24 protein-coding genes are annotated in these 25,667 nt (G+C 56.8%); 6 read left to right on the forward strand and 18 right to left on the reverse strand.

Annotated elements, in window-relative coordinates; all coding sequences use genetic code 11:
• Positions 1-16 precede the first annotated feature (16 nt).
• Together metW and FHW17_RS05660 are read right to left on the reverse strand one after the other, a co-directional pair.
• Positions 17-631, reverse strand: a complete 615-nt coding sequence (metW, locus tag FHW17_RS05655; protein ID WP_112529717.1) for a methionine biosynthesis protein MetW — start codon at positions 629-631, stop codon at positions 17-19.
• Positions 628-1,815 (reverse strand): homoserine O-acetyltransferase, encoded by a 1,188-nt coding sequence (locus tag FHW17_RS05660; RefSeq protein WP_210275792.1) that lies wholly within the window; start codon positions 1,813-1,815, stop codon positions 628-630. The genes metW and FHW17_RS05660 overlap by 4 nt, the downstream gene beginning before the upstream one ends.
• Before the next feature lie 215 nt (positions 1,816-2,030).
• Between FHW17_RS05660 and hisC the strand changes: the two genes are divergently transcribed.
• Positions 2,031-3,137, forward strand: coding sequence for a histidinol-phosphate transaminase (hisC, locus tag FHW17_RS05665; protein WP_182509369.1), 1,107 nt, complete (start codon positions 2,031-2,033; stop codon positions 3,135-3,137).
• Between the two features lie 3 nt (positions 3,138-3,140).
• The gene (locus FHW17_RS05670) at positions 3,141-4,073 is read left to right on the forward strand and encodes a prephenate/arogenate dehydrogenase family protein (protein WP_182509370.1); all 933 of its coding nucleotides are present in this window, start codon (positions 3,141-3,143) and stop codon (positions 4,071-4,073) included.
• Between the two features lie 123 nt (positions 4,074-4,196).
• Here FHW17_RS05670 and FHW17_RS05675 read toward each other — a convergent pair whose 3' ends face one another.
• Entirely contained in the window at positions 4,197-5,216 is a 1,020-nt protein-coding gene (locus tag FHW17_RS05675; RefSeq protein ID WP_112529727.1) for a DUF2125 domain-containing protein, read from the reverse strand.
• A gap of 64 nt (positions 5,217-5,280) precedes the next feature.
• Here FHW17_RS05675 and FHW17_RS05680 point away from each other — a divergent pair, with 64 nt between their 5' ends.
• On the forward strand, positions 5,281-5,808 hold the full coding sequence (locus FHW17_RS05680; RefSeq protein ID WP_112529729.1) for a gamma-glutamylcyclotransferase: 528 nt from the start codon (positions 5,281-5,283) through the stop codon (positions 5,806-5,808).
• Positions 5,809-6,173: 365 nt separating this feature from the next.
• Here FHW17_RS05680 and FHW17_RS05685 read toward each other — a convergent pair whose 3' ends face one another.
• The 4 genes from FHW17_RS05685 to ftsE form a co-directional block, all read right to left on the reverse strand.
• Complete coding sequence (locus FHW17_RS05685; protein WP_182509371.1) at positions 6,174-6,959, reverse strand: 1-acyl-sn-glycerol-3-phosphate acyltransferase; 786 nt, start codon at positions 6,957-6,959, stop codon at positions 6,174-6,176.
• 67 nt (positions 6,960-7,026) lie between these two features.
• Entirely contained in the window at positions 7,027-7,755 is a 729-nt protein-coding gene (locus FHW17_RS05690; protein WP_227987815.1) for a YdcF family protein, read from the reverse strand.
• Positions 7,756-7,851: 96 nt separating this feature from the next.
• Positions 7,852-8,850, reverse strand: a complete 999-nt coding sequence (locus tag FHW17_RS05695) for an ABC transporter permease (protein ID WP_091880000.1) — start codon at positions 8,848-8,850, stop codon at positions 7,852-7,854.
• Complete coding sequence (gene ftsE, locus FHW17_RS05700) at positions 8,843-9,502, reverse strand: cell division ATP-binding protein FtsE (protein WP_091880275.1); 660 nt, start codon at positions 9,500-9,502, stop codon at positions 8,843-8,845. The genes FHW17_RS05695 and ftsE overlap by 8 nt, the downstream gene beginning before the upstream one ends.
• 168 nt (positions 9,503-9,670) lie before the next feature.
• Here ftsE and FHW17_RS05705 point away from each other — a divergent pair, with 168 nt between their 5' ends.
• The gene (locus FHW17_RS05705; RefSeq protein ID WP_182509372.1) at positions 9,671-10,036 is read left to right on the forward strand and encodes a hypothetical protein; all 366 of its coding nucleotides are present in this window, start codon (positions 9,671-9,673) and stop codon (positions 10,034-10,036) included.
• A 90-nt stretch (positions 10,037-10,126) separates the two neighbouring features.
• A complete protein-coding gene (gene hpt, locus FHW17_RS05710; protein ID WP_112529738.1) occupies positions 10,127-10,663 on the forward strand; it encodes a hypoxanthine phosphoribosyltransferase in 537 nt (178 codons plus the stop codon).
• Between the two features lie 6 nt (positions 10,664-10,669).
• Here hpt and FHW17_RS05715 read toward each other — a convergent pair whose 3' ends face one another.
• The 4 genes from FHW17_RS05715 to argH form a co-directional block, all read right to left on the reverse strand.
• Positions 10,670-13,204: a TIGR02302 family protein gene (locus FHW17_RS05715; protein ID WP_182509373.1), complete on the reverse strand. Its 2,535-nt coding sequence runs from the start codon at positions 13,202-13,204 to the stop codon at positions 10,670-10,672.
• A gap of 129 nt (positions 13,205-13,333) precedes the next feature.
• Complete coding sequence (lysA, locus tag FHW17_RS05720) at positions 13,334-14,599, reverse strand: diaminopimelate decarboxylase (RefSeq protein ID WP_112529743.1); 1,266 nt, start codon at positions 14,597-14,599, stop codon at positions 13,334-13,336.
• A gap of 11 nt (positions 14,600-14,610) precedes the next feature.
• Positions 14,611-14,799 (reverse strand): lipoprotein, encoded by a 189-nt coding sequence (locus FHW17_RS05725; protein ID WP_112529746.1) that lies wholly within the window; start codon positions 14,797-14,799, stop codon positions 14,611-14,613.
• Positions 14,800-14,878: 79 nt separating this feature from the next.
• Positions 14,879-16,279 carry an argininosuccinate lyase gene (argH, locus tag FHW17_RS05730; RefSeq protein WP_112529749.1) on the reverse strand — a complete coding sequence of 467 codons (1,401 nt, stop codon included), beginning with the start codon at positions 16,277-16,279 and terminating at the stop codon, positions 14,879-14,881.
• A gap of 56 nt (positions 16,280-16,335) precedes the next feature.
• On the opposite strand from argH, the gene FHW17_RS05735 reads away from it, so the two are divergent.
• Entirely contained in the window at positions 16,336-17,016 is a 681-nt protein-coding gene (locus FHW17_RS05735) for a TlpA disulfide reductase family protein (RefSeq protein ID WP_182509374.1), read from the forward strand.
• Between the two features lie 888 nt (positions 17,017-17,904).
• Here FHW17_RS05735 and FHW17_RS05740 read toward each other — a convergent pair.
• The 7 genes from FHW17_RS05740 to FHW17_RS05770 form a co-directional block, all read right to left on the reverse strand.
• Entirely contained in the window at positions 17,905-19,863 is a 1,959-nt protein-coding gene (locus FHW17_RS05740) for a DEAD/DEAH box helicase (RefSeq protein ID WP_182509375.1), read from the reverse strand.
• 421 nt (positions 19,864-20,284) lie between these two features.
• Positions 20,285-20,761: a YaiI/YqxD family protein gene (locus FHW17_RS05745; RefSeq protein WP_182509376.1), complete on the reverse strand. Its 477-nt coding sequence runs from the start codon at positions 20,759-20,761 to the stop codon at positions 20,285-20,287.
• Positions 20,762-20,763: 2 nt separating this feature from the next.
• Positions 20,764-21,402, reverse strand: a complete 639-nt coding sequence (locus FHW17_RS05750) for an exopolysaccharide biosynthesis protein (RefSeq protein WP_112530411.1) — start codon at positions 21,400-21,402, stop codon at positions 20,764-20,766.
• Positions 21,403-21,424: 22 nt separating this feature from the next.
• Positions 21,425-22,465, reverse strand: a complete 1,041-nt coding sequence (locus tag FHW17_RS05755) for a TerC family protein (RefSeq protein ID WP_112530413.1) — start codon at positions 22,463-22,465, stop codon at positions 21,425-21,427.
• Between the two features lie 452 nt (positions 22,466-22,917).
• Complete coding sequence (locus FHW17_RS05760; protein WP_091880018.1) at positions 22,918-23,799, reverse strand: 3-hydroxybutyryl-CoA dehydrogenase; 882 nt, start codon at positions 23,797-23,799, stop codon at positions 22,918-22,920.
• A gap of 168 nt (positions 23,800-23,967) precedes the next feature.
• A complete protein-coding gene (locus FHW17_RS05765) occupies positions 23,968-24,897 on the reverse strand; it encodes an electron transfer flavoprotein subunit alpha/FixB family protein (RefSeq protein ID WP_113097676.1) in 930 nt (309 codons plus the stop codon).
• Positions 24,898-24,917: 20 nt separating this feature from the next.
• Positions 24,918-25,667 carry an electron transfer flavoprotein subunit beta/FixA family protein gene (locus tag FHW17_RS05770; protein WP_112530419.1) on the reverse strand — a complete coding sequence of 250 codons (750 nt, stop codon included), beginning with the start codon at positions 25,665-25,667 and terminating at the stop codon, positions 24,918-24,920.

A 25,667-nucleotide genomic window follows, 5' to 3' on the forward strand; every position in this document is an offset into this window, starting at 1 on the left:
CAAGCAGCGGCAGCGCTCAACGTCTCAGCAAAAACACCGCTTGTTGGCCAAAGAGGTTCCAGAAACCCCAGGGCATATTGAAACCAAGTCTCTGGCCCAATGCATTCAGGGCCACAGCTGTTTCCACCTGCGCGCCGACTTCCTTTGTCATGTCGACAAAATCATTGATGGTGCAGAAATGGATGTTGGGCGTGTCGTACCAGCTATAGGGCAGTTCTTCCGTCACCGGCATGCGGCCATTGACCAGCAGCGAAGCGCGCATGCGCCAATGGCCGAAATTCGGGAAGGATACGATAGCCTTTTCGCCGATACGCAGAAGTTCGCTTAAAACATTCTTCGGATTGCGGGTGGCCTGCAATGTCTGCGACAGGATCACATAGTCAAAGCCATCATCGGGATAATATTTCAGATCGCTATCCGCATCGCCCTGAATGACCGAAAGGCCGCGCGCCACGCATTCATTGACACCCTTCTGCGACAGTTCGACACCGCGCCCGTCGACATTCTTGGTATTCTGCAACAGTTCGAGCAATTGGCCATCATCGCAGCCGACATCAAGCACCCGTGCGCCGGGTTTAACCAGTGATGCGATGACATCAAAGTCGACGCGGGTTGTGGTGTTGATGCTCATGGTTGCAAAAGCCCCTTGGCGCGCGCTGCGGAGCGGATGAAACCATTAATGGCCGAAAACATCTCCGGCTCATCCAGCAGGAAAGCGTCATGGCCACGATCCGTCTCGATTTCGACGAACGATACGGACACACCGGCGGCATTCAGCGCATGGGCAACGGTGCGGCTTTCGCTGGTTGGAAACAGCCAGTCGCTGGTGAAGGAAACAATGCAGAAACGCGTCTTTGATCCGGCAAAGGCCTCGGCCAGCCGCCCCTGATGCTCCGCCGCCAGATCGAAATAATCCATGGCGCGGGTCATATAGAGGTAGGAATTGGGATCGAAACGATCAACGAACGACATGCCCTGATGGCGCAGATAGCTCTCGATCTGGAAATCCGCATCAAAACCAAAAGTCACATTCTGCCGGTCCTGCAGGTTGCGTCCGAATTTGCGGTGCAGGGCCGTTTCCGACAGATAGGTGATATGCGCCGCCATGCGGGCCACGGAGAGGCCTTTGCGTGGGATGGTGCCTTGTTCCAGATAGCGGCCTTCCTTCCACTCAGGGTCCGCCATGACGGCCTGACGGCCCACTTCATGGAACGCAATGTTCTGCGAGGAGTGGCGAGCACCGGTGGCAATGGCAACGGCGGAAAAAACCCGGTCGGAATGGCTGGAAGCCCATTCGAGCACCTGCATGCCGCCCATGGAACCGCCAACGACAGCAAACAACTGCTTGATGCCGAAATGGTCGACCAGCATGGCCTGTGCCCGCACCATATCGGCAATGGTGATGATCGACAGGTCAAGCGCATAGGGCGTGCCCGTGGCGGGGTTGATTGAGGCTGGGCCTGTGGAGCCAAGACAGCCGCCAAGCACATTGGAACAGATAACGAAGAAACGGTCCGTATCCACAGGCTTGCCGGGTCCAACAAGCGTCTCCCACCAGCCATTCTTGCCGGTTACAGGGTGGACATTTGCCACATGCTGGTCGCCTGTTAGCGCATGGCAGATGAGGATGGCATTCGACTTGTCTGAATTGAGCGTACCATAGCTCTGATACGCGATGCGAAATGGCGAAAGCACAACACCGCTATCGAGACGCAACGGCTTGTCGGCGCCAAAATCCACCACAGGACTATGGGGATTTGTCGCTTCCTGACTTCTCTGGTCGTTACCGGCGGGCGCTTTGCTTGGCTTGGTCATGTTCACATGGTTATATCTTTATGGGTGGTTAGCTATGGTCGCGCTACCCGCAAAGTCAATGGTTTCTTTGATTTTCGAGGTCGCGTGTCGCAAGTTGGGCTCGACATCGGGCCTATTGGCGGTTATGCCCCGTGACTTGAGCCTTTCCTGTTTGAACAGAAAAGGCTCGCCTGCAATGACCATCGATTTCAACGATGCTACGGATCTTGAGAATCATGACAACCACATTGAAAGACACGCGTCCTACTCCGAAGCCCGGCATTCTCGATATTGCCGCCTATACGCCCGGCAAGGAATCGGCTCCCGGTGTTGCCAAGGTCTATAAGCTCTCTTCCAATGAAACCCCTCTGGGCGCGAGCAAGCACGCGACCGAGGCCTATCATGCTGCCTCTGAACGCCTTGAAATCTATCCGGATGGTCAGGCTGCGCTGCTCAAGAAGGCAATTGCCGATGTTCATGGCCTGAACGCCGATAATATTCTGTGCGGCAATGGCTCGGACGAACTGCTTGGCCTGTTGTGCCAGACCTATCTCGCACCGGGCGATGAAGCCATTTACACCGAGCACGGTTTCATGGTGTACAAGATTTACGTCATGGCCGCTGGCGCAACGCCGGTTATTGCCAAGGAAAAGAATGAGCAGGCGGAAGTCGACGCCATTCTTGCTGCGGTGACACCGCAGACCAAGATCGTGTTCCTTGCCAATCCGAATAACCCGACCGGCACCTATATTCCGTTCGGAGAGGTGCGGCGTCTGCATGCGGGCTTGCCAAAGAATGTGCTGCTCGTGGTTGATGCGGCCTATGCGGAATATGTGCGCCGAAATGATTACGAAGCCGGTGTTGAACTTGTCTCATCGTTCGAAAACGTCGTGATGACCCGCACTTTCTCGAAAATCCACGGCCTTGCCGCGTTGCGCATTGGCTGGATGTTCGCGCCTGCGCATGTCATTGATGCGGTCAACCGTATCCGTGGTCCGTTCAACCTGAATTCCGCTGCCATCGCTGCGGGTGCTGCGGCTATCCGCGACCGCGCGCATGTGGATAAGGCTATCGCCTTCAACGAAAAGTGGCTGCCATGGTTGACGTATGAACTCTCGGCACTGGGCCTGCGGGTAACACCGTCGGTTGGCAATTTCCTGCTCGTCCACTTTCCTGATGATGCGGCGAAGTCGGCGGAAAAGGCCGATGCCTATCTCACCAGTCGAGGCTATATTTTGCGCCGCGTTACGGGCTACGGATTCCCGAACGCGCTGCGCCTTACCATTGGGTCCGAGGAAGCCAATCGCGGCGTAGTCGCTGCACTCTCCGAATTCATGAAGTAGCAAATGTCTAAAATTCATTTCGATACAATTGCACTGATCGGCATTGGTCTGATCGGTTCGTCGCTGGCGCGCGTCATCAAACGCGAAGGTCTGGCCGATCACATCGTCATCTCAACCCGCAGCGAAAGCACGCTGAAACGCGCAGAGGCGCTTGGCCTTGGTGACAGCTACGTCCTCGACAGCGCCGAGGCGGTCAGGAATGCCGATCTCGTCATCATTTCCGTGCCCGTTGGTTCATCCGGTGCTGTTGCCAAACATATTGCCGGATCGCTGAAACCGGGTGCAATCGTCACCGATGTCGGTTCGACCAAGGGCTCGGTCATCGCGCAGATGCAGCCGGAACTGCCCGCAGACGTCCATTTCATTCCAGGCCACCCGCTGGCGGGTACGGAATATTCAGGCCCCGATGCGGGCTTTGCCGAACTCTTCTCCAATCGCTGGTGCATTCTGACCCCGCTTGAGGGGACTGATCCTGTCGCGCTCGACCGGCTGACCAAATTCTGGGAAGCCTGCGGTTCGCGTCTGGATACGATGGACCCCACGCACCATGACCGGGTGCTGGCCATTGTTTCGCATTTGCCGCATATCATTGCCTACAACATTGTCGGTACGGCGAGTGATCTGGAAGAAGTGACCAATTCGGAAGTGATCAAATATTCCGCTTCCGGCTTTCGCGACTTCACCCGCCTTGCGGCTTCGGACCCGACCATGTGGCGCGATGTGTGCCTGCATAACAAGGATGCAATTCTTGAAATGCTGGCGCGGTTTTCCGAAGACCTTGCCTCGCTGCAGCGGTCGATCCGCTGGGGTGATGGCGATGCGTTGTTCGATCTCTTCACCCGCACCCGTGCCGTCAGACGCGGGATTATCGATGCGGGTCAGGAAGTGGATGCGCCCGATTTCGGCCGGCAGAAGGCCAGCGCTTCAAGTTCTTGATGTCGTGTGGCGCGGGCAAGCTCAGGAAGCTCACCGGGTTGAAACAACGGGTGCTTTACCAGCGCTCCGGCGTTGATTTGAGGTGAAGTATCGCAGCCAACCCGGCAGCCAACCTTTATACCCTCATAATGACGGCAAGCGCCCGATACTAATGAAGCCCACCGACATCTTCCCGTTTTTCACAGTGACGGGAAGGGTGGGGGCGCCGCTGGCATCCTTCGGCACAAAGGCCATGGCCTGCACCACGGATGAAATGATCTTGTCCTGACCGGGGAGCACATTTTTCATGGTGCTGGCGACGCTTTCAGGATTGCGCATGGTTATCTTGAAGTCACCGCTGATACGGCCATCATCCGCCACGGAAAACGGCCCTGAAATAGCAATGCCACTACCATCGGGCAAAGCGAGATCAACACGGCGCAGCATGCCGGACTGTCCGCGCAAGACCGACAGATCGCGCTCCGGCTTGCCAATCAGGGCAAAACCATTTGCCAGCTGGATATCGGCTGCGCCAGTCAGTTCCGGCAAGGGCTTGTCGTAAACGGTGTTGTCGGCAATTTTCAGACTGCTGAAGGACAGTGCAATGTCCATAACAGGCTCGATGGCGCGGAAATGCAGCTGGCCATCCTTCAGCGTTGCCAATGGTGTACCGGCACCATCTGGATTGTGCTGGTTGATCACGACATTGCGCCCCTCAACCGAGAGACGACGGGGAATAGGTTTATCAAGCCGAACGCTCGATTTGAGATTATCCCAGTTCAGATCAAGCGGTGCCATACCCGGCACGCTGACCGAGGCAGGGCTGTCAACCTCGCTGACGATGTGGAATGGCGCATAGATCTGCGCGGCCGAGCGGAAAGCACCCGTATGAACCGAAACATTCTTGGCCTGATCAACCCATGAAACGCTGGAGCAGTTGAGACCGAGGCGGAAGGGATAGCCACTGGCCCCGGCATTTTCGCAGGCGGCGTTGATGCCCTTGGCTTGCAGACCGGCAATATTGGTGGCAACGCGCGTTTCCAGCATATTGGCGAGATAATACCATCCGCCCGTATAGAGCAGGCCGACAATGACGATACCTGCGGCAAGGAAACGGATGCGCCTTCCGGCATTGTAGCTTTTGTCTGGAGTCCTTGACGTCATGGTCCGTGTCTCGCTATCGGTCAGTAAAGAAGCTTCGCATCGAAGCACAGCTATCAGGACGGATATGGGCGATTTTTGGGTCTTTGGCTATGGGTCTCTCATGTGGAAGCCCGGCTTTGCACATGTTGAAACGATGCATGCGCGTCTTCATGGCTACCGCCGGGCGCTTTGCGTGCATTCCTATGTGCATCGCGGCACGCCGGAGCGTCCTGGACTGGTGCTTGGGCTTGATCACGGCGGTTCATGTCTCGGCCTCGCCTTCCGGGTTCCCGGCGATCTCCAGGAGGAAGTTGTGTCCTATCTGCGCGAGCGGGAACTGGTAACGAATGTTTATCTGGAAAAGCGGCTGGCGGTGCGTCTCAAGGACGGACGCAAGGTCGAAGCGCTGACCTATGTGGTCGACCGCAAACATGTGCAATATGCCGGTGCGCTGACTGTGGAGCAAGCCGCTGCTGCTGTGCGCGGTTCGGTTGGCCAGTCAGGCCGCAACGAGGACTATGTTCACAGCACGCTGGAGCACATGCGCAAGATGAATATTCGCGACCACTGGTTTGAAACGCTGGTGGCTGCAATTGATAGCAAGCAGGGATAGGTGCAATTTAGGGTGCGTGGTGGGGTGTGGTTCGTGGTTCGACATAACAACCATGAGGGAGAGTGAGGATGCAACGATAATCGCCAGCGTTGCAGAATGTCACCTATGTTGCAGAATTTAACTCCTCACAAACTCACCCCACTGTCATCCTCGGGCTTGACCCGAGGACCCATGAATTGAGTTCGAACGAACCTGAATGCCCGGCGCTTTTAAAGTGTGGGTCCTCGGGTCAAGCCCGAGGATGACGGAGATAGGTGGATTGCAGGGTGCCTTATTCTGCAGCGTTGGCGACTATCGATCACCCATCTCCCTCATGGTGAGCCTAACGAACCACGCACACTATTCATGCAAGGAGGCCTGAAGCTTCAGATCGTCACCCCAAGTTCCTTCAACCGCTGCACTGCTGTTGGCGGCATGGGTGGTGGATTGTCTGATCTGGCTGCTTCAATCAACAGTTCGTCACAGGCGGCTTCCGTCACCTCCTGCAGCTTTCGCAGGAAAGCCTCCGCATCCAGACCCGGCCGGATTGGTGGCAGGATGCGGCAGCGTATTGTGCCGGGAAAGCGCCGGAATTTGCGGCGCGGCCAGTACAGGCCGGCGACATGGGCAATGGGCAAAACAGGCACACCAAGTTCGCTGTAGATATGCGCCACGCCATATTTATAGGCTGGCGGTGCGCCGGGGGCCGTGCGTGTGCCTTCCGGATAGATCATCAGCTGGCGCCCTTGCGAAACCGCGTCCCGCGCGCCCCGGACAGCCGCCTTCATGGCAACGGAGCGCTTGCCGCGGTCAATCGGCACCATCTTCATCTTGAGAATGTACCAACCGAACAGCGGTATCCACATCAACTCGCGTTTGAGGATGTAAACCGGATCGGCAATCTGCGGCAGGAACGCGTAGGCATCCCAGAAGGACTGGTGCTTTGGCGCGCAAATATAGGGACCGTCAGGGATATTCTCGAGGCCCTCGATGACGTGATCGGTGCCCGCCAGTACCTTCTGCAACCAATGGTTGGACTTCGCCCAGTTCTTCGGCACGCTCCACGCATTTTTGCGCGGGCTGAGGAAATAATAAGGGGTGAAGATAATCATCTGAACGATCAGATTGATATAAAAGGCGATGTTGAAAACAATTGATCGGATGATCGTCATGGGGGTCCCGGTCATGGCGGTTGGATAGGTCTTCGTTACAGCAAGTTGACCTCGCCGTGAACCACTATCAGACGTCTTTGACCCAACGGACGAGGGTTTGTGTGACAGCCGATAGATTATCCGGCAGAGCCGACCGAATGACAGCACCAAGATATTTTACATATTCCACCACAAGCACGCGCACGACCTGCCCACGGGCCAGCCAGTCGCCGTTGCGCAGATCGCTGTTGACGATGGGGTAGGGGATGAATTCGATATCCTGCGAGGCGCGTCTGAGTTCAACCAGAGTGCGGGGCATGTGGTAATTATTGGTGACCACGATGACGCGGCTATAGTGATTGGCCTTGGCCCATTTGATGCTTTCGGATGCATTGCCGATTGTATCCATGGCGGAGCGATCGATATCGACACAACATTCAAACAAGGTGGCATCGCCGCGCGTCACCCGCTGCAATTCGCCGCGTTTGGTGGAAGGATGCACGCCGCTGATGAAAAGCCGCTCGCCGCGTTTGTTCTTGAGGAGATCGAGAGCGCCTTCAATGCGCGAATAGCCGCCGGTCAGAACGACGATACCATCCGCCGGTTCCACCAGATCCGGTGTCTGCATGGTGCTGACATGATCGCTGAAAACAATGAAGCCGCCAAGGAACAGGCCGAGCGCCAGAACCCCGAGCAAAAAGAACGGCCGGGCAATCCGCTTGCGCAGCGCAGACACGATCCCACCGGTGCGGCCTTCTGGGCCTGCGGGTGGTTGATTGCTGCTGTCGTTCGCGCCGTCCATTTTCGGGTCACGCATTGCCTTGTTCGTGGGTCATGTTACCGGGAGCTTATAGGCCTTGCCGGCAAACCTCCCCTAAATTTTTGTCATCAAATTGAATCGAATCGGCGGGGTTCAGTTATCGTGACTTTCGCCAGCCCTTCCATCAACCTGCCGCAAATGCGCTATGACTGTCATTCGTGTTGTAATCATGGTCAAAACACTGACTGCAAGTATGATCAGGACGACGCCGGTATAGCCGCCCGAACCGATGGAAAAGTTGCCAAACAGAGCTGTGGCCTGATCGGCTTCCGGGGTTGCCAGATTACGTGACGACCACCAGCCGATGATCAGGAAGATCAAAATGGCCAGCGCCCCGCCGCATAAAGCGCCTTTCAGGGCAGTCCAGAAAAAATGCCGCTCGAATTGCCGCGCGACGAATTTCTGTTCCGCGCCGATAAAATGCAGCACTTCGATGATGTGACCATTACCGGCCATGGCGCCGCGCGTGGCAAAAATAACCGTCAGAACCGTCGCCGCGACCACCAGTCCAAGCACTGCCATGCCGATCAGCACCGTGGAGCGGGCCATGGAGACAAGCCGATCGACCCAGTTGCGGTGATCATCGAAACTGGCGCCGGGAACGTTCTTCACAAGCTCGCTGCGCAGCGTGGCAAAATCCGGCGGCGAGGCTTCATCGAGGCTCACAACCACGAGCCGGGGAACCGGCAGGTCATCAATGTTAAGCCCGGTGCCAAGCCATGGCTCCAGCAGCCGGGCCGTTGCCGCGCGGTCAATCACACGGGTGGATTTAACCCCGGCAAAACCTTCCGCCAGCTTGCTGGCCTGGACCAGCAGCTTTTCCATATCCTGTCCTTCGACGGGACGGATCTGGATGGTGGCTTCGGTCGATATCTGACTTTGCCATGTGGCAGCTGTTGACTGGACAAGGCTGACCGCGCCAATGGTCAGGCAGGCGAGGAACGTCATGATGGCGATGACGATCATCAGCGCATGGCCGACGACGTTACCCGCAGGCACAATCGGCGCTTGACCCGTCTTGCCACGCACAAACTCTATCGCCCGGTCCATGAGACCGAGGGCGAGTACCCGGAGGCGGGCGACATCAATCATAAATATCGAGCCTCCCCTGATCCAGAATCATGCGCCGGGCATTGACCTGATCCATAAGGGTGAGATCGTGAGTGGCGATGACAACGGCGGTCCCGGAACGGTTAAGCTCGCCGAACAGGCGAAGCAGGCGGCGGGCCAGCGGCGGATCAACATTGCCTGTTGGCTCGTCAGCAAGCAGGATTTCCGGCTGGTCGATGAGCGCGCGGGCGATGGCGGCGCGCTGCTTCTCGCCGCCCGACAGAACCGGCGGCAGAACATGCATCCGCTCACCCAGGCCGACCCAGTGCAGCAGCTCTTCGACTTCGGCGCGATAGGTCGCCTCTTCTTTGCCGCGCACCCGCAGTGGCAGGGCGACATTCTGATAGGTCGTCATATGATCGAGCAGACGGAAGTCCTGAAACACCACACCGATCCTGCGGCGCAGCATCGGCATTTCTTTCGATGAAATGGTGGCAATATCCTTGCCGAAAACCGTGATAAGGCCGCGTGTGGGCTTGAGGGTCATGAACAGCAGACGCAATAGCGAGGTCTTGCCCGCGCCCGAAGGGCCGGTCAGAAACTGGAACGAGCGGGGTGAAATGTGGAGGCTGACATCACGCAGAACCTCCGGGCCCATCCCGTATCGCAAACCGACATTCTCAAAACGAATCAAGCGAGACTTTCCAAGTTTTTCATCCAAGCGTGTTTTATTCAGCGCGGACGGATTTGACCACCCATCAATCGCCGCATCGGTTCGTCGAAACATTAATTATTGAGCGGTAGATTTGGGCCATGATTCGGAGGAACATGACTGCAACATGGCAGAGCGACCGGAAAATGCATGATTGCACGATTTAAAACGACCAGCGGCGATTGTGCCTCGCATATCGGACCCTCCCTCCACTTCGACAAAGGGGGAGCGGAAGATGCGATGTATGAGTCACTGTCGCCCCAGATTTTACAAGGCATGCCATTAGCAGGATCACCCGCAAACAATCGTATGGCAATTCTACAAAAGTCGCAGCAGGCGGATGCGCGCATGCCCGGCTTTGCCTACTGGCTGCTGGTACTGCTGGTTGCGGCGTCAACTTTCTGGATTTGCGGCGGATATGTATTGTTCAGCCCGCCATATACCGCCAAGCCGCATGTATCAGGGTCAACGGCGCTTGCTCCGTCGCAGCAACGTTATTCCACCACCGGGCATTGATTTCCTTTCTGACAGCCGTTCAGCTTTTGCTTTTCTGGCTGATATCGGGCTATAGGGAGCCTCACTTGTCGGAAAATCAGGAAAAGTTGCATGCCGAAGGTTGGCGAGAAAGATATCGATGTTCTGTTCAGCGCCGAGACGATTGCCGCGCGCAATCTTGAGCTTGCCAAGGATATCGTCGCAAAACATTTCGACAATCTGCTTGTCATCTCGATCCTCAAGGGGTCGTTTATTTTCGCCGCCGATCTGATCCGCGCCATGCATGATGCCGGTGCCGAGCCCGATGTGGAGTTCATCACCGTCTCCAGCTATGGCAAGGGCACGGAGAGCAAGGAAGTGCGGCTCTTGCGCGATATTGACAGCGATGTGCATGGCCGCGACGTACTTCTGATCGACGATATTCTGGAATCAGGCAAAACGCTGAAGTTTACGCGCGAATTGATGCTGGAACGCGGCGCGCGCAGCGTTTCCATTGCCGTTCTGCTCGATAAGAGCGTGAAGCGCAAAACCGATATTGAAGCGGATTTCAAAGGCTTTGAATGCCCTGATTATTTTGTTGTCGGTTATGGCATGGATGTCGGGCATTCGTTCCGGCAACTGCCCTATGTGGGTGTCGTGCGCGACTGATCCCGGTCAATCGAATTTCAGCAGACGTTCCAGATAGTCCTTTTCCATCTGCGGACTGAGCGCATTGCCGAGCCTTTGGCGGATTGCATCAAGGATCTGCTTGGCGCGCTGGATATCGGCTTCGCCGGGGAGCATGGGCCTGTCGACATCGGAATAGGAACTGGTGCCGTCCTTGCCCTGCGGGCGTCCGAGGGGATCGAGCCCGCCTTGCTCGCCTTTGCCCTTGCCCGTCTGTCCCATGGCCTGCATCTGCTTCATCATGTCCTGACCGCCCTTGCGCAGGGAATCAAGCGCGTTGCTCTGCTGGTCAAGTGCCTGTCCACTGTCCGCATCGCCGAGGGATTTTTTGGCCTCGCCCATGGATTTCCCGGCCTCGCCGAAATCCTTGTTGGGCGTAATGCCCTGACCATTCAGGTCATCCATCAGCTGCTGAAGGTCCGACTGAAGCTTGCCCTGACCTTCCTGCAAGCCCTTGAGTGCCTTGGCTATCTCTTCCTCGGACATCTGGCCCTGCTGGCCATCCTGCCCCATCTGGCCATTGTCCTGCATCATGCCGTTCTGGCGCTGCTGTTCCAGCCGGTGCGTCTCATTCATTGTTTGCTGCTGGCGTCGCATCAGGTCGCCGAGCTTGTTCATCTGCTGCTTCATTGAATCGCCCTGGCCATCTTTGCCCTGAGCCTGACGCATCTGCAGATTGTTCAGCATGTCATTGAGCTGCTCCAGCAATTGCTGGGCCTGCTCCTTTGATCCCTGTTTGGCCAGTTCCTCGATCTGCTTGAGGATGCGGTCAATATCCTCCTGCCGCAATTCGCGCGCATTGGGATCGGCCTGCGCCATCTTCGGGTTACGCTGCGCCTGCTGGGCAAGCTCGCGCATATATTTGTTCATGGCCTTGCGCAGATCGGCCATGCGCTTTTCGATTTCCTCGGGGCTGGCATTCTGTTCGATCGCCTGCCGCAATGCTTCCTGAGCCTCGCGCAGACTGCGTTCCGCTTCGGAGAGCGCTCCATCTTCAATACCGCGCGCCACCTGCCACATATAGGCAACGACATCGCGCAACTGATCATCGCTGCGGGCAATGTTCAAACGCGAGCGGATGCTGCGCAGGGCCAGATAATGGGTCGGGTTCTTGATGGTTTCCTCAGGCCAGAGGGTGATGGCATCCAGCATGTTGAGCACATCAGTCCTGGTATTGGCATTGAGGGCAAGAACACGCCGTTGTTCGACAACCGCGCGGGCCAGCGGATTGGAGAATGGCCGCTCCGGCATGACCCAGTTTCTGGTTTCGCTTCTGGCTTCCTGCTTGGCATCATCAACTGCAAGAAGGGTTATACGGATTTCCGATCCGGCCCAGACATGCTCGGTGAGGTCCTTGGTGGTCTTGGTGTCGCCGCCTTGCGCGCCGCGTTTTGGAAGGCTGAGCGGTATTTCAGGGGCGGCATAAAGCGGCCGCGCATCCTTGGCGGGTGGCGCGATCTGTTCGACCTTCGCCTGCGCACTGGCAGCGCCGTAATCGTCCTTGATCTCGTATGTCAGCTCCATCGTGCCATTGACAGCGCTTGATGGTTCCTTGGTAAAGTGGATCGTTGGCGGCTGATCCGGCAGAACTGTAAATGCCCATTCGGAATCGACATTGCTGCTGTCAGTCAGCTTGATGGCGGTGTTCGTCTCAAGTGCCACTTCGAAATTGCGCGGCTGATCCTTGGCAGCTGTGGCCTCTTCCGGCTTTGCCGCGTCCTTGATGGCGACCTCGGTGGGCTTGCCATCAGGCAGGGTCTTCGTGACTTTCTCCGAGCCGGTGCCGCCGATAATACGAATAACCAGCGTGCTGTTCTGCGGAACAGTGAACTGCTTTTCCTGATTGTTGGCAGCCGAGGTGAGAAAAACCGGCGGGCGGCCCGTATAGCGCGGCGGTGTAACCCAGGCATCAATGCGAGGCGGCAGGGCGTTGCTGGCGCTGTGGCTTTTGAATGCATCGCTAAGGCGTCCACCGAGCGGACCACCGGAAAAAGCGAAGGCGATAACGAGGAGCAATCCGACGACAGCCCGCAGGCCCCAAGGGTCGATTTCCGGAATATTCGTGCGTGGCAGGCCGCTTCTCAGACCCTTGATGCGCTCCGCCATACGCTTGCGGTGCTCGTCCCACAAGGCTTGCGCGAACGGATCATCCTTGCTCGTGGCTATCGTTTCCGACTGGACGGCAATGGGCTGGTGATCAAGTGTGTTGACGTCTTCGAGATGACGGCTGACTTCCGCATGATCAGGCAGGCGGAATTTCAGCAGGATATAGAGGCAGACCGGCAATGAGAGCACGAACAGCGCCAGCAATCCAAGCCGCGCCAGATCGGGCAGGCTGCGGAAAATGCCGAACCAGGCAAAGATCACGAACAATGCGATGACGAGCAGTGTCGGCAGCACCAGCGGCCAGAGCCGTTCAAAGGCGATGGTCAGCCACGCGGACAAGCGAAGGCGATCGATATTCTTGAAAATATCGAACCTGACCCTTTCAGCGTCCCGTTGGTCCGGGTGTTGACCGGTCATCCTCACTCCATCTCGTCAACTGCATGAATCTTTATGACGCGTCGACTTAACCTTGAGAATACCACTCATCGTGGCAAAGGCGAGGCCTTGGCGCAAAAAGCTGTTCACCGTTGTGTGTATGCCGATGCTCTAAAGCCAGTCGGGTATCGAATCGAGGCCGATCAGTTCTTCGTAGCTCGTGCGCGGGCGCACAACATGGAACTGATCGCCGTTCACAAGCACTTCGGGAACGAGCAGGCGGGTATTGTACGTGCCTGCCTGAACCGCGCCATAGGCTCCAGCCGTGCCGATGGCGATCAAGTCGCCCGGCGCTGGACGCGGAAGGTCGCGGTCAAGCCCGATATAATCGCCAGTCTCGCAAACGGGGCCGACCACATCACCGCGAATGCGTGGATGGCTTGGCGTCGCTTCCTTGACCGGGCGGATCGTGTGGAATGCGTCATAGAGTGTTGGCCGGATAAGGTCGTTCATCGCCGCATCGACAATGATGAAATTACGCGCGTCGCCCTCTTTGACGAAAATGACTTCGCTGACCAGAATACCCGCATTGCCGACGATCAGGCGTCCCGGTTCAAAAATAGTCTTCAGCCCCAGCGGCTTGATGTGCTTGGTAACGATGGCCGCATAGGCATCGGGCAGGGGTGGCGGGTTGTTGTCGAAGTGGTAGGGAATGCCGAGGCCGCCGCCGAGATCGACATGGTTGATATCGTGGCCGTCGGCTTTGAGATCGCCCACCAGCTGTGCGAGCAGGGCAAAGGCATCGTCAAACGGTTCCAGATCGGTGATCTGGCTGCCGATATGCATATCAACGCCCCGGACCTTGAGACCGGGCAGCTTTGCCGCATGGGCATAGACGGAACGCGCTTTGGCCAAGGGAATGCCGAACTTATTCTCGGACTTACCCGTCGAAATCTTCTTGTGCGTCTTGGCGTCCACATCGGGATTGATGCGCAGCGACACCGGCGCGATCTTTCCAGCCGCGACGGCCCGGCTGGAAAGGAGTTCCAGCTCCGGTTCGGATTCCACATTGAAACAGTGAATCCCGGCGCTGAGCGCAAAGTCCATTTCGCCTGGCTTCTTGCCAACGCCCGAGAAGACGATCTTGCTGGCTGGAATGCCCGCTGCCAGCGCGCGGCGCATTTCGCCTTCCGACACCACATCGGCACCGGAGCCGAGACGCGCAAGGGTTTTCAGCACGGCCTGATTGGAATTGGCTTTCAGCGCATAGCAGACCAGCGAATCCATTTCGGCAAAGGCTGCTGCGAACACCTTGTAGTGCCGCTCGATGGTTGCCGTCGAATAGCAATAGAAGGGAGTGCCGACCGCCTTGGCGATATCGGGAATGCTGACGTTCTCGGCATGGAGAACGCCGTCCTTATAATCGAAATGGTTCACGAAAAATCAGCCTAGATTATCGAGTCGAGGAAAAAGCGCTTGTCTTCAACAGGTGGTTTGGCAGGTTTGGGCTCGCCCGGTGCCGGTGCAGTCACCGATGCTGGCGGCAGTTCAAGCGGGCCCTTGCGGCCACAGGCCGATACCGCGCTTACGATTGCAACCGCCATCAGAATTGTCGTGAGGTAAGAACGGCTTCTCATAGATTTTGATCCTGTCGTCCGGAAATATGTTGTCCTGTCTAACGTATGGGAACGCTATTTGCATCCCCCATCATCAGACTTACGATTTCGTGATGCGTTTTTGCCAGAACTTGATCTGTTTGCGAACCTGTTCCGGAGCCGTGCCACCATAGGATTTGCGGCTGCGCACGGATTTGTCCACGGTCAGATAGCCAAACACTGCATCGGTGATCCCAGGGTGAATGCCCTTCAAGTCATCAAGCGTCAATTTGCCTAGCTCGGCATTCTTCTGTTCGGCAAGTGCCACGGCACGGCCAGTCACATGATGCGCTTCGCGGAAGGGCAGGCCAAGCTCGCGCACCAGCCAGTCGGCAAGATCGGTCGCCGTTGAATAACCGGAGCCTGCAGCCTTCTTCATGGCCGCGGTGTTGATGGTCATATCGCCGACCATGCCGGTCATGGCGGCCAGCGCCAGTTCAAGCGTTTCGGCGGCGTCGAAAACGGCTTCCTTGTCTTCCTGCATGTCCTTGGAATAGGTCAGCGGCAGACCCTTCATGACGGTGAGCAACCCGACCAGCGAGCCGGTGATACGGCCTGTTTTGGCGCGCACCAGTTCGGCGGCATCAGGGTTTTTCTTCTGCGGCATAATGGATGAGCCGGTGGAGAAGGAATCCGACAAGCGCACAAAGCCAAATTGCGGCGTTGACCAGATGACGATTTCTTCGGCCAGACGCGAAAGATGGGTGGCGGCAATCGCCGCCAGCGACAGGAATTCCAGCGCATAGTCGCGGTCGGATACGCTGTCGAGCGAGTTGCGGGTCGGCTCGCGAAAGCCAAGTTCCTTTGCCGTCATATGGCGGTCGATGGGAAAGCCTGTACCGGCGAGCGCGGCAGCGCCGAGCGGCGACTCGTCCATACGCTCAATGGCGTCCTTCACCCGGCTCAAATCACGGCCGAACATTTCCACATAGGCCATGCAGTGATGGCCGAAGGTAACGGGCTGCGCGGTCTGCAAGTGGGTAAAGCCGGGCATGAGTGTTGCTGCGTGTTCTTCGGCGCGCTTCAGGAAGGCTTCGATGAGTTTTTTCAGTGCGGCCGCTGTCCGCTGCAATTCTTCCTTGACCCAGAGGCGGAAATCCACGGCAACCTGATCATTGCGTGAACGGGCCGTGTGCAGGCGGCCAGCCGGTGCGCCGATGAGTTCGGCAAGGCGCGACTCGACATTCATGTGAATGTCTTCAAGTTTGCGTGAGAAAACGAACTTTCCGCTCTCGATTTCTGACAATATCGTGTTCAGGCCCTTTGCGATCTTGTCGTGATCATCAGCTGCGATTATGCCGGTTTTTGCAAGCATGGCGGCATGAGCAAGAGAACCGGCGATATCCTGGGCATAGAGTTTCTGGTCAAAACCGATGGAAGCATTGATTTCTTCCATAATGGCAGCTGGACCCGAGGCAAAACGGCCTCCCCACATTTCATTGCTGTTTTTCTTGTCGGACATTGTAAACCTTGGGTGAGCCTTTGGTGACCGGGGTGGATAGACGGAAAGTGTAAAATATGAGCGACGGCAACGAACCACAGAAAACCACGTCAGGCGGCAACAGGAAAATCATTCTTCTTGCTGCGCTCGCAGGCATAGTTGCCGGTGCGGTTGGGGTATACGTGATGGAGCGGCCCTCTGGCAATATTGTTGCCGGAACAAACACCACCGATCAATGCACTGCAAAGACCGATACAGCCCGGAAAATCGATGCGGCAGCCACTGGCGCCGTTGCCGCCATGCGCGGCGCCGAGAAGCCGCAATCCATGTCGGCGCTTTCGTTTACCGGTCCCGATGGCAAGCCGATGCGGCTTGCCGACTTCAAGGGCAAGACAATCCTCGTCAATCTCTGGGCCACCTGGTGCGCGCCCTGCCGTGAGGAAATGCCTGCGCTTGATGCGCTGCAAACCAAAAAGGGCGGCGATAATTTTCAGGTCGTGACGATCAATATTGATACGGGCGACGATCAGAAGCCCAAGGGCTTTTTGAGCGATATCGGTGTGAAGTCCCTGACGCTCTACCGCGATCCAACCATGGGCGTATTCAATGAGTTGAAGCGCAAGAATCTGGCGTTTGGCTTGCCGGTGACGATGATCGTCGACAAGGAAGGCTGCCAGATCGCCGCGATGAATGGCCCTGCACCATGGGAAAGTGACGATGCTGCCAAACTGATCGATGCGGCGATATCGGCGCAGTAGTTCTGTAGAAGCACGAAAGATGGTGGCAGTTGCAGAACATACCTTCCCCATTACCACGCCCGCTTTTGCGTCTGGCTATTGAAAGGTGGGAAAGACGGGCGATCCAAAGGGGAACGCGGAAATCCTGGTATTGGTAGTGTAGTCATGCGTTCCCCGGAGATTTTCCTGTTTCAACCAAGAAAATAACCGGATCACCCGTCCCGATGACTGGTTTTACCCTTGTGAGACAAAACCTTTCCCCTGCGGCTGGGTTCTCCCCGCACACGAAATCACCGGTCCTTTCCTGACTTCAGAAAGTTTCCGGAGCATTCCCGCCGGAAAGGACCCCATCAGAATAAGCGAGGTGGGATGGTGTTGGATAAGTTGGTGTGATTTTTTTGAAAATAGGTGATTGCAGAACCTTTGTCGCGCCCTTCGACAAGCTCAGGATGAGGGAGAGGGAGGGCTGCAAAGATAATCGCCAATGTTGCACAATAGAGCTCCATGCAATCCACCTAACCTCCGTCATCCTCGGGCTTGACCCGAGGACCCACGGCTAAGGAAGCCAGATAAAACCATCTATTCAGCACTTTTGAATTATGGGTCCTCGGGTCAAGCCCGAGGATGACGGGTGGTGGGGAGAGTTGTAGGAAATCAAACTCTCAATCTCTGCGTTTAGCGTTGCATCCTCACTCTCCCTAAGCTTGTCGAACCCCGAACCACAGCGGCCTTCACCCCCGGTAGTCCGACAGGACAGAGGGGGGTGATCACATGTTGCCGTTGCGGACCGCAGTTCCTGTTGTATCGATATGGTCAGCGTGTCGAACCACGCAAAATCTTCATGCAAAACAAAACCCGCCGGGATTTTCATCCACGGCGGGTTTGTATTCATCACATCTGGGCGGCTGATTATTCAGCCTGACCGGCAGCAGCCTTGCGGGCTTTTTTGGCTTTGTATTTGTCAAAGCCGGAGGGTTCGCCGGGCTTGCGTTCCTTTGGGGCCTTCTTGACCTTTTCAGGCTTTTCCGTGGTCCAGCCTTCCGGCTTGGCTTTGGCTGGCTTGGCAGCCCAATCGGCTTTTGGCTTGTCGTCATAGGAACGGGGACGATCATCGCGGGCGCGGGGCGGCTTGCGGTCGTCCCATTCACGCTTCTCGGCAAAGTTCTTCTTCGGCTTGAAATCGCTGCGTGGGGAGGATGATCCTGCGCCCTCGCTGCGGGTGATGTTCACGCCCTTTTCGCCGGTGCCATACTGCTTGATCCGGGCCAGAAATGCATCGGCCTTGCTGGCGGTGATTTCGAAGCGGGTTTCGGTTTCGAGAATCTTGATCGAGCCGACATCAGTCTTGGTGATATCACCAGCCTTGCAGATCAGTGGCAGCAGCCAACGCGGCTCGGCACGCTGTTTGCGGCCTACGCTGAGCGAGAACCAGGCGCCGCTTTCAAACTGTTCAAAACGGTCCGAACGGGGAGCACGGTCGCTGCGATCATTGCGATCACCGCGGCCCGGACGGTCGTCATAGCTTCCCTTGCGGATCGGCTCGAGGACATGGGCTGGTGTGTTCGACAGTTCTTCCGGCGCAGGCCGTGCAGCCATTTGCTGACGCATATAGGCGGCGGCGATCTGTTCTGGCGAATGCAGCGCGAGCAATTCGCGGACATGATCGCCTTCCTCTTCGGTCATGATTTCGGTCAGTGACGCGTCGTTGAGGATACGATCATAATTGCGCTTGTTGATGGCGGCAGCGTCCGGCGGCGGCACCATGGTGGTGCTGAGCTTGGCCATCTGCAGCAGGCGTTCGGCGGAACGGCGGCGCGATGCAGGCACGATCAAAACGCAGATACCTTTGCGGCCCGCGCGTCCCGTGCGGCCACTGCGGTGCAGCAGTGTATCGGGGTTGGTTGGCAGGTCGGCATGGATAACGAGGTCGAGATTGGGCAGATCGATACCGCGGGCGGCAACGTCGGTGGCAACGCAAACGCGGGCACGACCATCGCGCATGGCCTGCAGCGCATTGGTGCGCTCGGCCTGGCTGAGTTCGCCTGAGAGCGAAACAACGGAGAAACCGCGATTGGACAGGCGGCTGGTCAGATGCTTGACCGCTTCACGGGTCGAGCCGAACACGATGGTGTTCTGTGCATCATAGAAAAGCAACGCATTGATGATCGCATTTTCGCGTTCGCGCGGGGCGACCGGCATGATGTGATATTCAATATCGCTGTGCTGGGACTTTTCGCTTGTGGCTGTGATGCGCAATGCATCGTTCTGGAACTGTTTTGCCAACTGGGCAATGGGTTTGGGGACCGTTGCCGAGAACATCAGCGTGCGGCGATCTTTTGGTGCTTCGCCGAGGATGAATTCGAGATCCTCACGGAAACCAAGGTCGAGCATCTCGTCGGCTTCGTCGAGAACGACGGCGCGCAGTTCGGTCATATCGAGCGAACCGCGAGTGATATGGTCGCGCAAACGGCCCGGCGTGCCGACGACGATGTGGGCGCCGCCCTGCAATGCACGGCGTTCCTTGGTCATGTCCATGCCACCGACGCAGGAGGCAATGCGCGCGCCTGTCTTTTCGTAGAGCCATTCCAGCTCGCGGCGTACCTGCAAAGCAAGCTCGCGGGTCGGGGCAATGACCAGCGCATAGGGTGCGCCGATAGAGGTAAAGCGGTCTTCGCCTTCAAGCAGCGTCGGTGCAATGGCGATACCAAATGCCACTGTCTTGCCTGAGCCTGTCTGGGCGGAAACGAGAAGGTCGGCACCATCTGCTTCCGGAGCAAGCACAGCGGTCTGCACGGGCGTCAGGGTCTCGTAACCACGGGCCGCCAATGCACCGGACAGCGCCGGGGCGATAGAATCGAAAATAGTCATTAATGAACTTTCAAGTACGTGTTTGGGCTGGTGTTTTCGGCTCGGCATATGTTGAGGCACGAGCGGCACGCATATAGCTTTGTTGCGCTCTCGTAGAGGTTGCGGGGCATTTCGTCAATGGCAGCGACGCATAGCTCGGTTGCAATTGAGCGGGAACGGGGGTGTTGCGGGGGCGATTATTGGAGTTATTTAGTGGGTAGGTGGGTGGCTCGTGGTTCGTGGTTCGACAGGCTCACCATGAGGGAGAGGGATGATGCAATCGCTAATGGCCAACTTTGCAGGTCACAAAGGTTGCAGGTCACAGAGGGCAGAACTTGGCTCCTTACAACCCACCCCACCGTCATCCTCGGGTCAAGCCCGAGGATGACGGGGAGAGGTATCTTCGTCGTGGTTGTTTTGAACCACGAACCACGCACAGTACCTAAACAACAAATCCCGCGCGTTTCAGGCGGACGATGGCAAGATCAAGCGCGGAAAGAAAAGCGGATCGATCCTTTGGCGAAAAGGGACGTGGGCCTCCGGTGATCTGTCCGGCGGAGCGCAGTTCGTCCATCAGGTTGCGGGTGGCCAATGTGTTGCCGATGGATGCCTCGGTGAAGGCGCGGCCCGTGGGGGAAATGGCATCGGCCCCCGCCTTTACGCAGCGGCTGGCGAGCGGAATGTCTGCCGTGACCACCACATCGCCGCGCGAGACACGTTCGGCAATCCAGTCATCAGCGGCATCAAAGCCATCGCTGACGATAACGCGCTCGATCATCGGATCGCGCGGGATGGTCATGAAGGAATTGGAGACGACGAAGACCTTGACGCCATAGCGCTCGGCAACGCGGTAAATCTCCGCTTTAACAGGGCAGGCATCGGCGTCGACATAGATGGTGATGGATTTCTGATCGTTCATGCTCAACCGAATATATGAAGGGCGGCGATGCCGACGGATGCGGCAAAGCCAATGGCAAATCCGACCGCCAGTGCAGCGACAAGCAGGCCTGTGCCAAGCCATACGCCATCCTGTTCGCCTAGGCCAATACTGAGCAGCACAATGCTGAGCGCCGGCAACTGGTTGACGAGCGGAACAGGCAGAACAACGAGGAAAGACAGCAGAAGAACGATGATACTGATGATCCGTTCCATGATTGCCTGCGGCAGCGGCCAATAGCGCGGCTGTGCGAGCCGTTCAAAGCGGGCAAGCAGTGGTTCGAGTTTGCGGACGATACGCCTGTAGGTTTCGATGCTGACGGATTTGCGGCGCAGGAAGGCCGGAAACCATGGGTTTTCCATGCCAATCAGCAATTGGGTCGACAGGAGGATGAGGGGAATGCCGAAGATCGTCGATGTTCCCGGCGGCAGCGGGATCAGATTAAGCGCTGCGAAGAGAATGAACAGGGCGCCAAAGCTGCGCTCGGAAAGCGCGGACAGGATGTCGTCAAATGAAATCCTGTCCGCGTCTGTTTCACCAAGCTCGACCAGAACGCTGGACAGGCGCCGTTCAGCGGGGTTTCCCGAAGGGTCCCAATCAAACGGTTTTCCGCCAGCGTTCATACGTGTTTCTCCATTGATAGGATTAAGCTTTTCTCTCTACCTCGGCGATGGAAAGTGCCGAAGCCTGTTCTGCATCTATCGTTAATTCAGACTCTGGCACATCGTTGCGGGTTTTCCAGAGCGAACTCAGGATACCGGCAGCAAGAATGCCAAGGGTGATCGACAGTGACCACATGGGCGGTATCTTGGCCAGTCCCAAAGCGTCAGCCACGAATATCTTTCCGCCAATGAAAACAAGCACCAGAGACAGGGCATATTTAAGATAGACGAAGCGATGGATCAGGCTTGCGAGGGCAAAATACAGCGCACGCAGACCAAGGATCGCAAAGATGTTCGAGGTGAAGACGATATAGGGATCGGTGGTGATGGCAAAAATGGCGGGGATGGAATCCACCGCGAAGATGACATCGGCGAGTTCCACCATGACCAGTGCCAGCAATAGCGGGGTAATCCAGGTCTTGGATTTGCCCGTATGCGGGTCGGTACGGCGGATCATGAATTTCTGCCCGTGCAATTCGCTCGTCACACGAAAGCGCTTGTTCATGAACTTGAAGACAGGATTGGCAGAAACGTCGTATTCCTCGTCTCCGGCCATCAGCATGCGAATACCTGTGATGATCAGGAACGCCGCGAACAGATAGAGGACCCACTCATATTGTTCGACAATCGCAGCACCCGCCGCGATCATGATGCCGCGAAGGATGACAACACCGAGAATGCCGTAGACAAGCACGCGGTGCTGGAATTGCTTGGGAATGGCGAAATAGCCAAAAATCATGGCGATGACGAAAATATTGTCCATCGCGAGGCTTTTCTCGACCACAAAGCCGGTCAGGTATTGCATCCCGGCCTCGCTGCCGAGTTCCCACCAGATGAAGCCGCCAAAGGCGACACCAAGGCTGATGTAGAACGCCGAAAGCCAAAGGCTCCGGGTCATGCCTATATCGTGATTTTTTCGATTGAGAACGCCCAGATCGAGGACGAGAAGAACAAGGACTAGGGCAAAAAAGCCAAGCCACATCCATAGGGGCTTGCCCATGGCATCAACAAACAGAATCTCCATGTGAAAAATGATCCGCCGGCATCGGTTCCAGGGAAGGGCCAGAAACGACTAATATGGTCGAAATGGTATGAGGCCATTTGTTTGGATACTAGGAGCAAAGACGATGGGAATGTTTTTCCATTCTCGAGCCTTTGCGACGACGTAGCCGGGCAAATGGACCATATCCTCCGGACGCCGAAACGGCTGCACGCTGCGTTGTCGAACTGCTCAGCCGGGGGAAGACCCCGTCCCTCGCACTTCTCCTAGCATCATTTTGCCGTTTCAGGCGCCATTGTCGACCATATTAGCCGATTCTGGCCCTGCAGCTCCGACATCACGAAAGAGCCGGTCACTTCCGCCAGAGGGGCCCGGTGCTGCAATTCTGTTTCAGTTGGGGAGACGCAGAGACCAATGCAAGGGTTTGATTGAAATAAATAATTCAGCCGAACAGAATGCCGCGCAACGCGCAGTTATCAGCGGGTTGGAACAGGGTTTTCGCCGCGATAATCGTAGAAACCGCGCCCGGCCTTGCGTCCAAGCCAGCCGGCTTCGACGTATTTGACCAGAAGCGGGCAGGGCCGGTATTTCGAATCCGCCAGACCATCATGCAGCACCTGCATGATCGACAGGCAGGTATCGAGGCCGATGAAGTCGGCAAGCTGCAACGGGCCCATCGGATGATTGGCGCCAAGCTTCATGGCCGTATCGATGGCTTCAACCGAGCCGACGCCTTCATACAGCACATAGATCGCTTCATTGATCATCGGCAGGAGAATGCGGTTGACGATGAAAGCCGGGAAATCCTCGGAGACAGTCAATGTCTTGTCGAGGCTGGTAACGAACTGGCGTGCCGATTCGAAGGTGACATTTTCCGTGGCGATACCGCGGATCAGTTCAACCAGTTTCATCACCGGAACCGGGTTCATGAAGTGAATGCCGATAAAGCGTTCGGGACGATCCGTGGTGGCGGCAAGCCGGGTGATCGAAATCGATGAGGTATTGGTGGCGAGAATCGCCTCGGGGTTAAGGTTGGGGCAAAGCTGGGCAAAAATCTTGCGCTTGACGGTTTCGTCTTCCGTGGCGGCTTCAATGGCAAGATCAACGCCCGCAAGGTCTTCCATGCGCGGGGCAGGGCGGATGCGCGACATGCCCTTCACACGCTCTGCTTCCTCAAGCTTGCCGTGGGAAACCTGCCGCGCCATGTTGCCATTGACGGTGGCAATGGCCTTTTCCAGCTGTTCGGCGGATTGGTCGTGGATCAAAACATCATATCCGGCCAGCGCGCAAACGTGAGCGATTCCTCCGCCCATTTGTCCTGCACCGATAATGCCTACAGTTTTGATCGAGCCAGCCATGTTTCCATCCGTCTATTTATTGTAGCACCAAACCAGGGTCAAAACTCATTAATCTGGTCGAAAAGCCTCATGCTATTTCGACCAGATTAATGAGTTTTGACCCTAAATGGCCGGGGTAGCATTCGTCTACCCCGGCCATGCAGATTCATTTCAATCTTGCGATTAAAATCAGAGAGCTTTTTCAAGCTCCGGCAGAATAACGAAGAGATCGCCTACCAGACCGTAATCGGCAACCTGGAAAATCGGCGCTTCCTCGTCCTTGTTGATGGCAACAATGACCTTGGAGTCCTTCATGCCTGCCAGATGCTGAATTGCTCCGGAGATACCCACAGCGATGTAGAGATCAGGCGCAACAACCTTGCCCGTCTGACCAACCTGCCAGTCATTTGGAGCATAACCGGCATCCACCGCAGCGCGCGATGCGCCGACGGCCGCACCGAGCTTGTCGGCAACGGGAAGGATGACTTCCTTGAACTTCTCGTTGGAACCAAGCGCACGGCCACCGGAAATGATGATCTTCGCGGAGGTCAGCTCAGGACGGTCACCGCCCGAAAGCTTGGCTTCGACGAATTTCGACAGGCCGGGATTGGCGGCAGCCGACACATTTTCAACGGAAGCCGAGCCGCCTTCGCCAGCCGCCGCAAAGGTCGCGGTGCGCACCGTGATGACACGCGTTGCATCGGTCGCCTGAACGGTCTGCAGGGCGTTACCCGCATAGATCGGACGCTTGAATGTATCGGGTGCTATGACCTCGATAATATCGGAGACCTGCATGACATCAAGCAGCGCTGCAACGCGCGGCAGGATGTTCTTGCCGTTGGTGGTGGCTGCGGCAATGATGGTGTCATAATTGCCAGCGATCGAAACGATCAGGGCAGCGGTGGCTTCTGCCAAACGGTTGGCCAGATCATCGCTGTCTGCGAGCAGGACTTTCTTGACGCCAGCAAGCTTGGCAGCCTGATCGGCAACGCCCTTGGCGCCCTTGCCAGCCACCAGAACATGCACATCGGAACCGATGGCGAGCGCTGCGGTCAATGCCTTGGCGGTCTGGTCGGAAAGGGTCTCGTTATCGTGTTCGGCAAAAAGAAGAATAGCCATGGTGAATTCCTTTCCTGATCTTAGAGAACGCCGGCTTCGTTCTTCAGCTTGCTGACGAGTTCGGCAACGTCCTTGACCTTGACGCCTGCCTTGCGGCCGCCCGGCTCTTCGGTCTTGAGAACCTTGAGGCGTGGCTTGGTGTCAACGCCGTAATCGGCTGCAGTCTTTTCATCCAGCGGCTTCTTCTTTGCCTTCATGATATTCGGCAGGGAAGCATAGCGCGGCTGGTTGAGGCGAAGGTCAGTGGTGACAATGGCCGGAAGCTTGATTTCGATGGTCTGCAGACCGCCGTCAACTTCGCGGGTAACGTTGGCAGTATCGCCGCCAAGTTCAACCTTCGAAGCAAATGTGCCCTGGCTCCAGCCGAGCAATGCCGAAAGCATCTGGCCTGTCTGGTTGGCATCGTCGTCAATGGCCTGCTTGCCGAGAATGACCAGCTTTGGCTGTTCTGCGTCAACAACACCCTTCAAAATCTTGGCAACGGCCAGCGGCTCGACGAGATCGTCAACCTTGACCAGAATGCCGCGATCAGCGCCCATGGCGAGGGCGGTGCGGATGGTTTCCTGAGCCTGTGCAGGCCCAATGGAGACAACGATCACTTCCTCAACCTTGCCAGCCTCTTTCAGGCGCAGGGCTTCCTCGACCGCGATTTCGTCGAACGGGTTCATCGACATCTTCACATTGGCAAGCTCAACGCCCGAACCGTCGCCCTTAACCCTGATCTTCACATTGTAATCGACTACCCGCTTTACCGGTACGAGGACTTTCAT

Source organism: Phyllobacterium sp. P30BS-XVII, assembly GCF_014138335.1.
Taxonomy (GTDB): domain Bacteria; phylum Pseudomonadota; class Alphaproteobacteria; order Rhizobiales; family Rhizobiaceae; genus Phyllobacterium; species Phyllobacterium meliloti.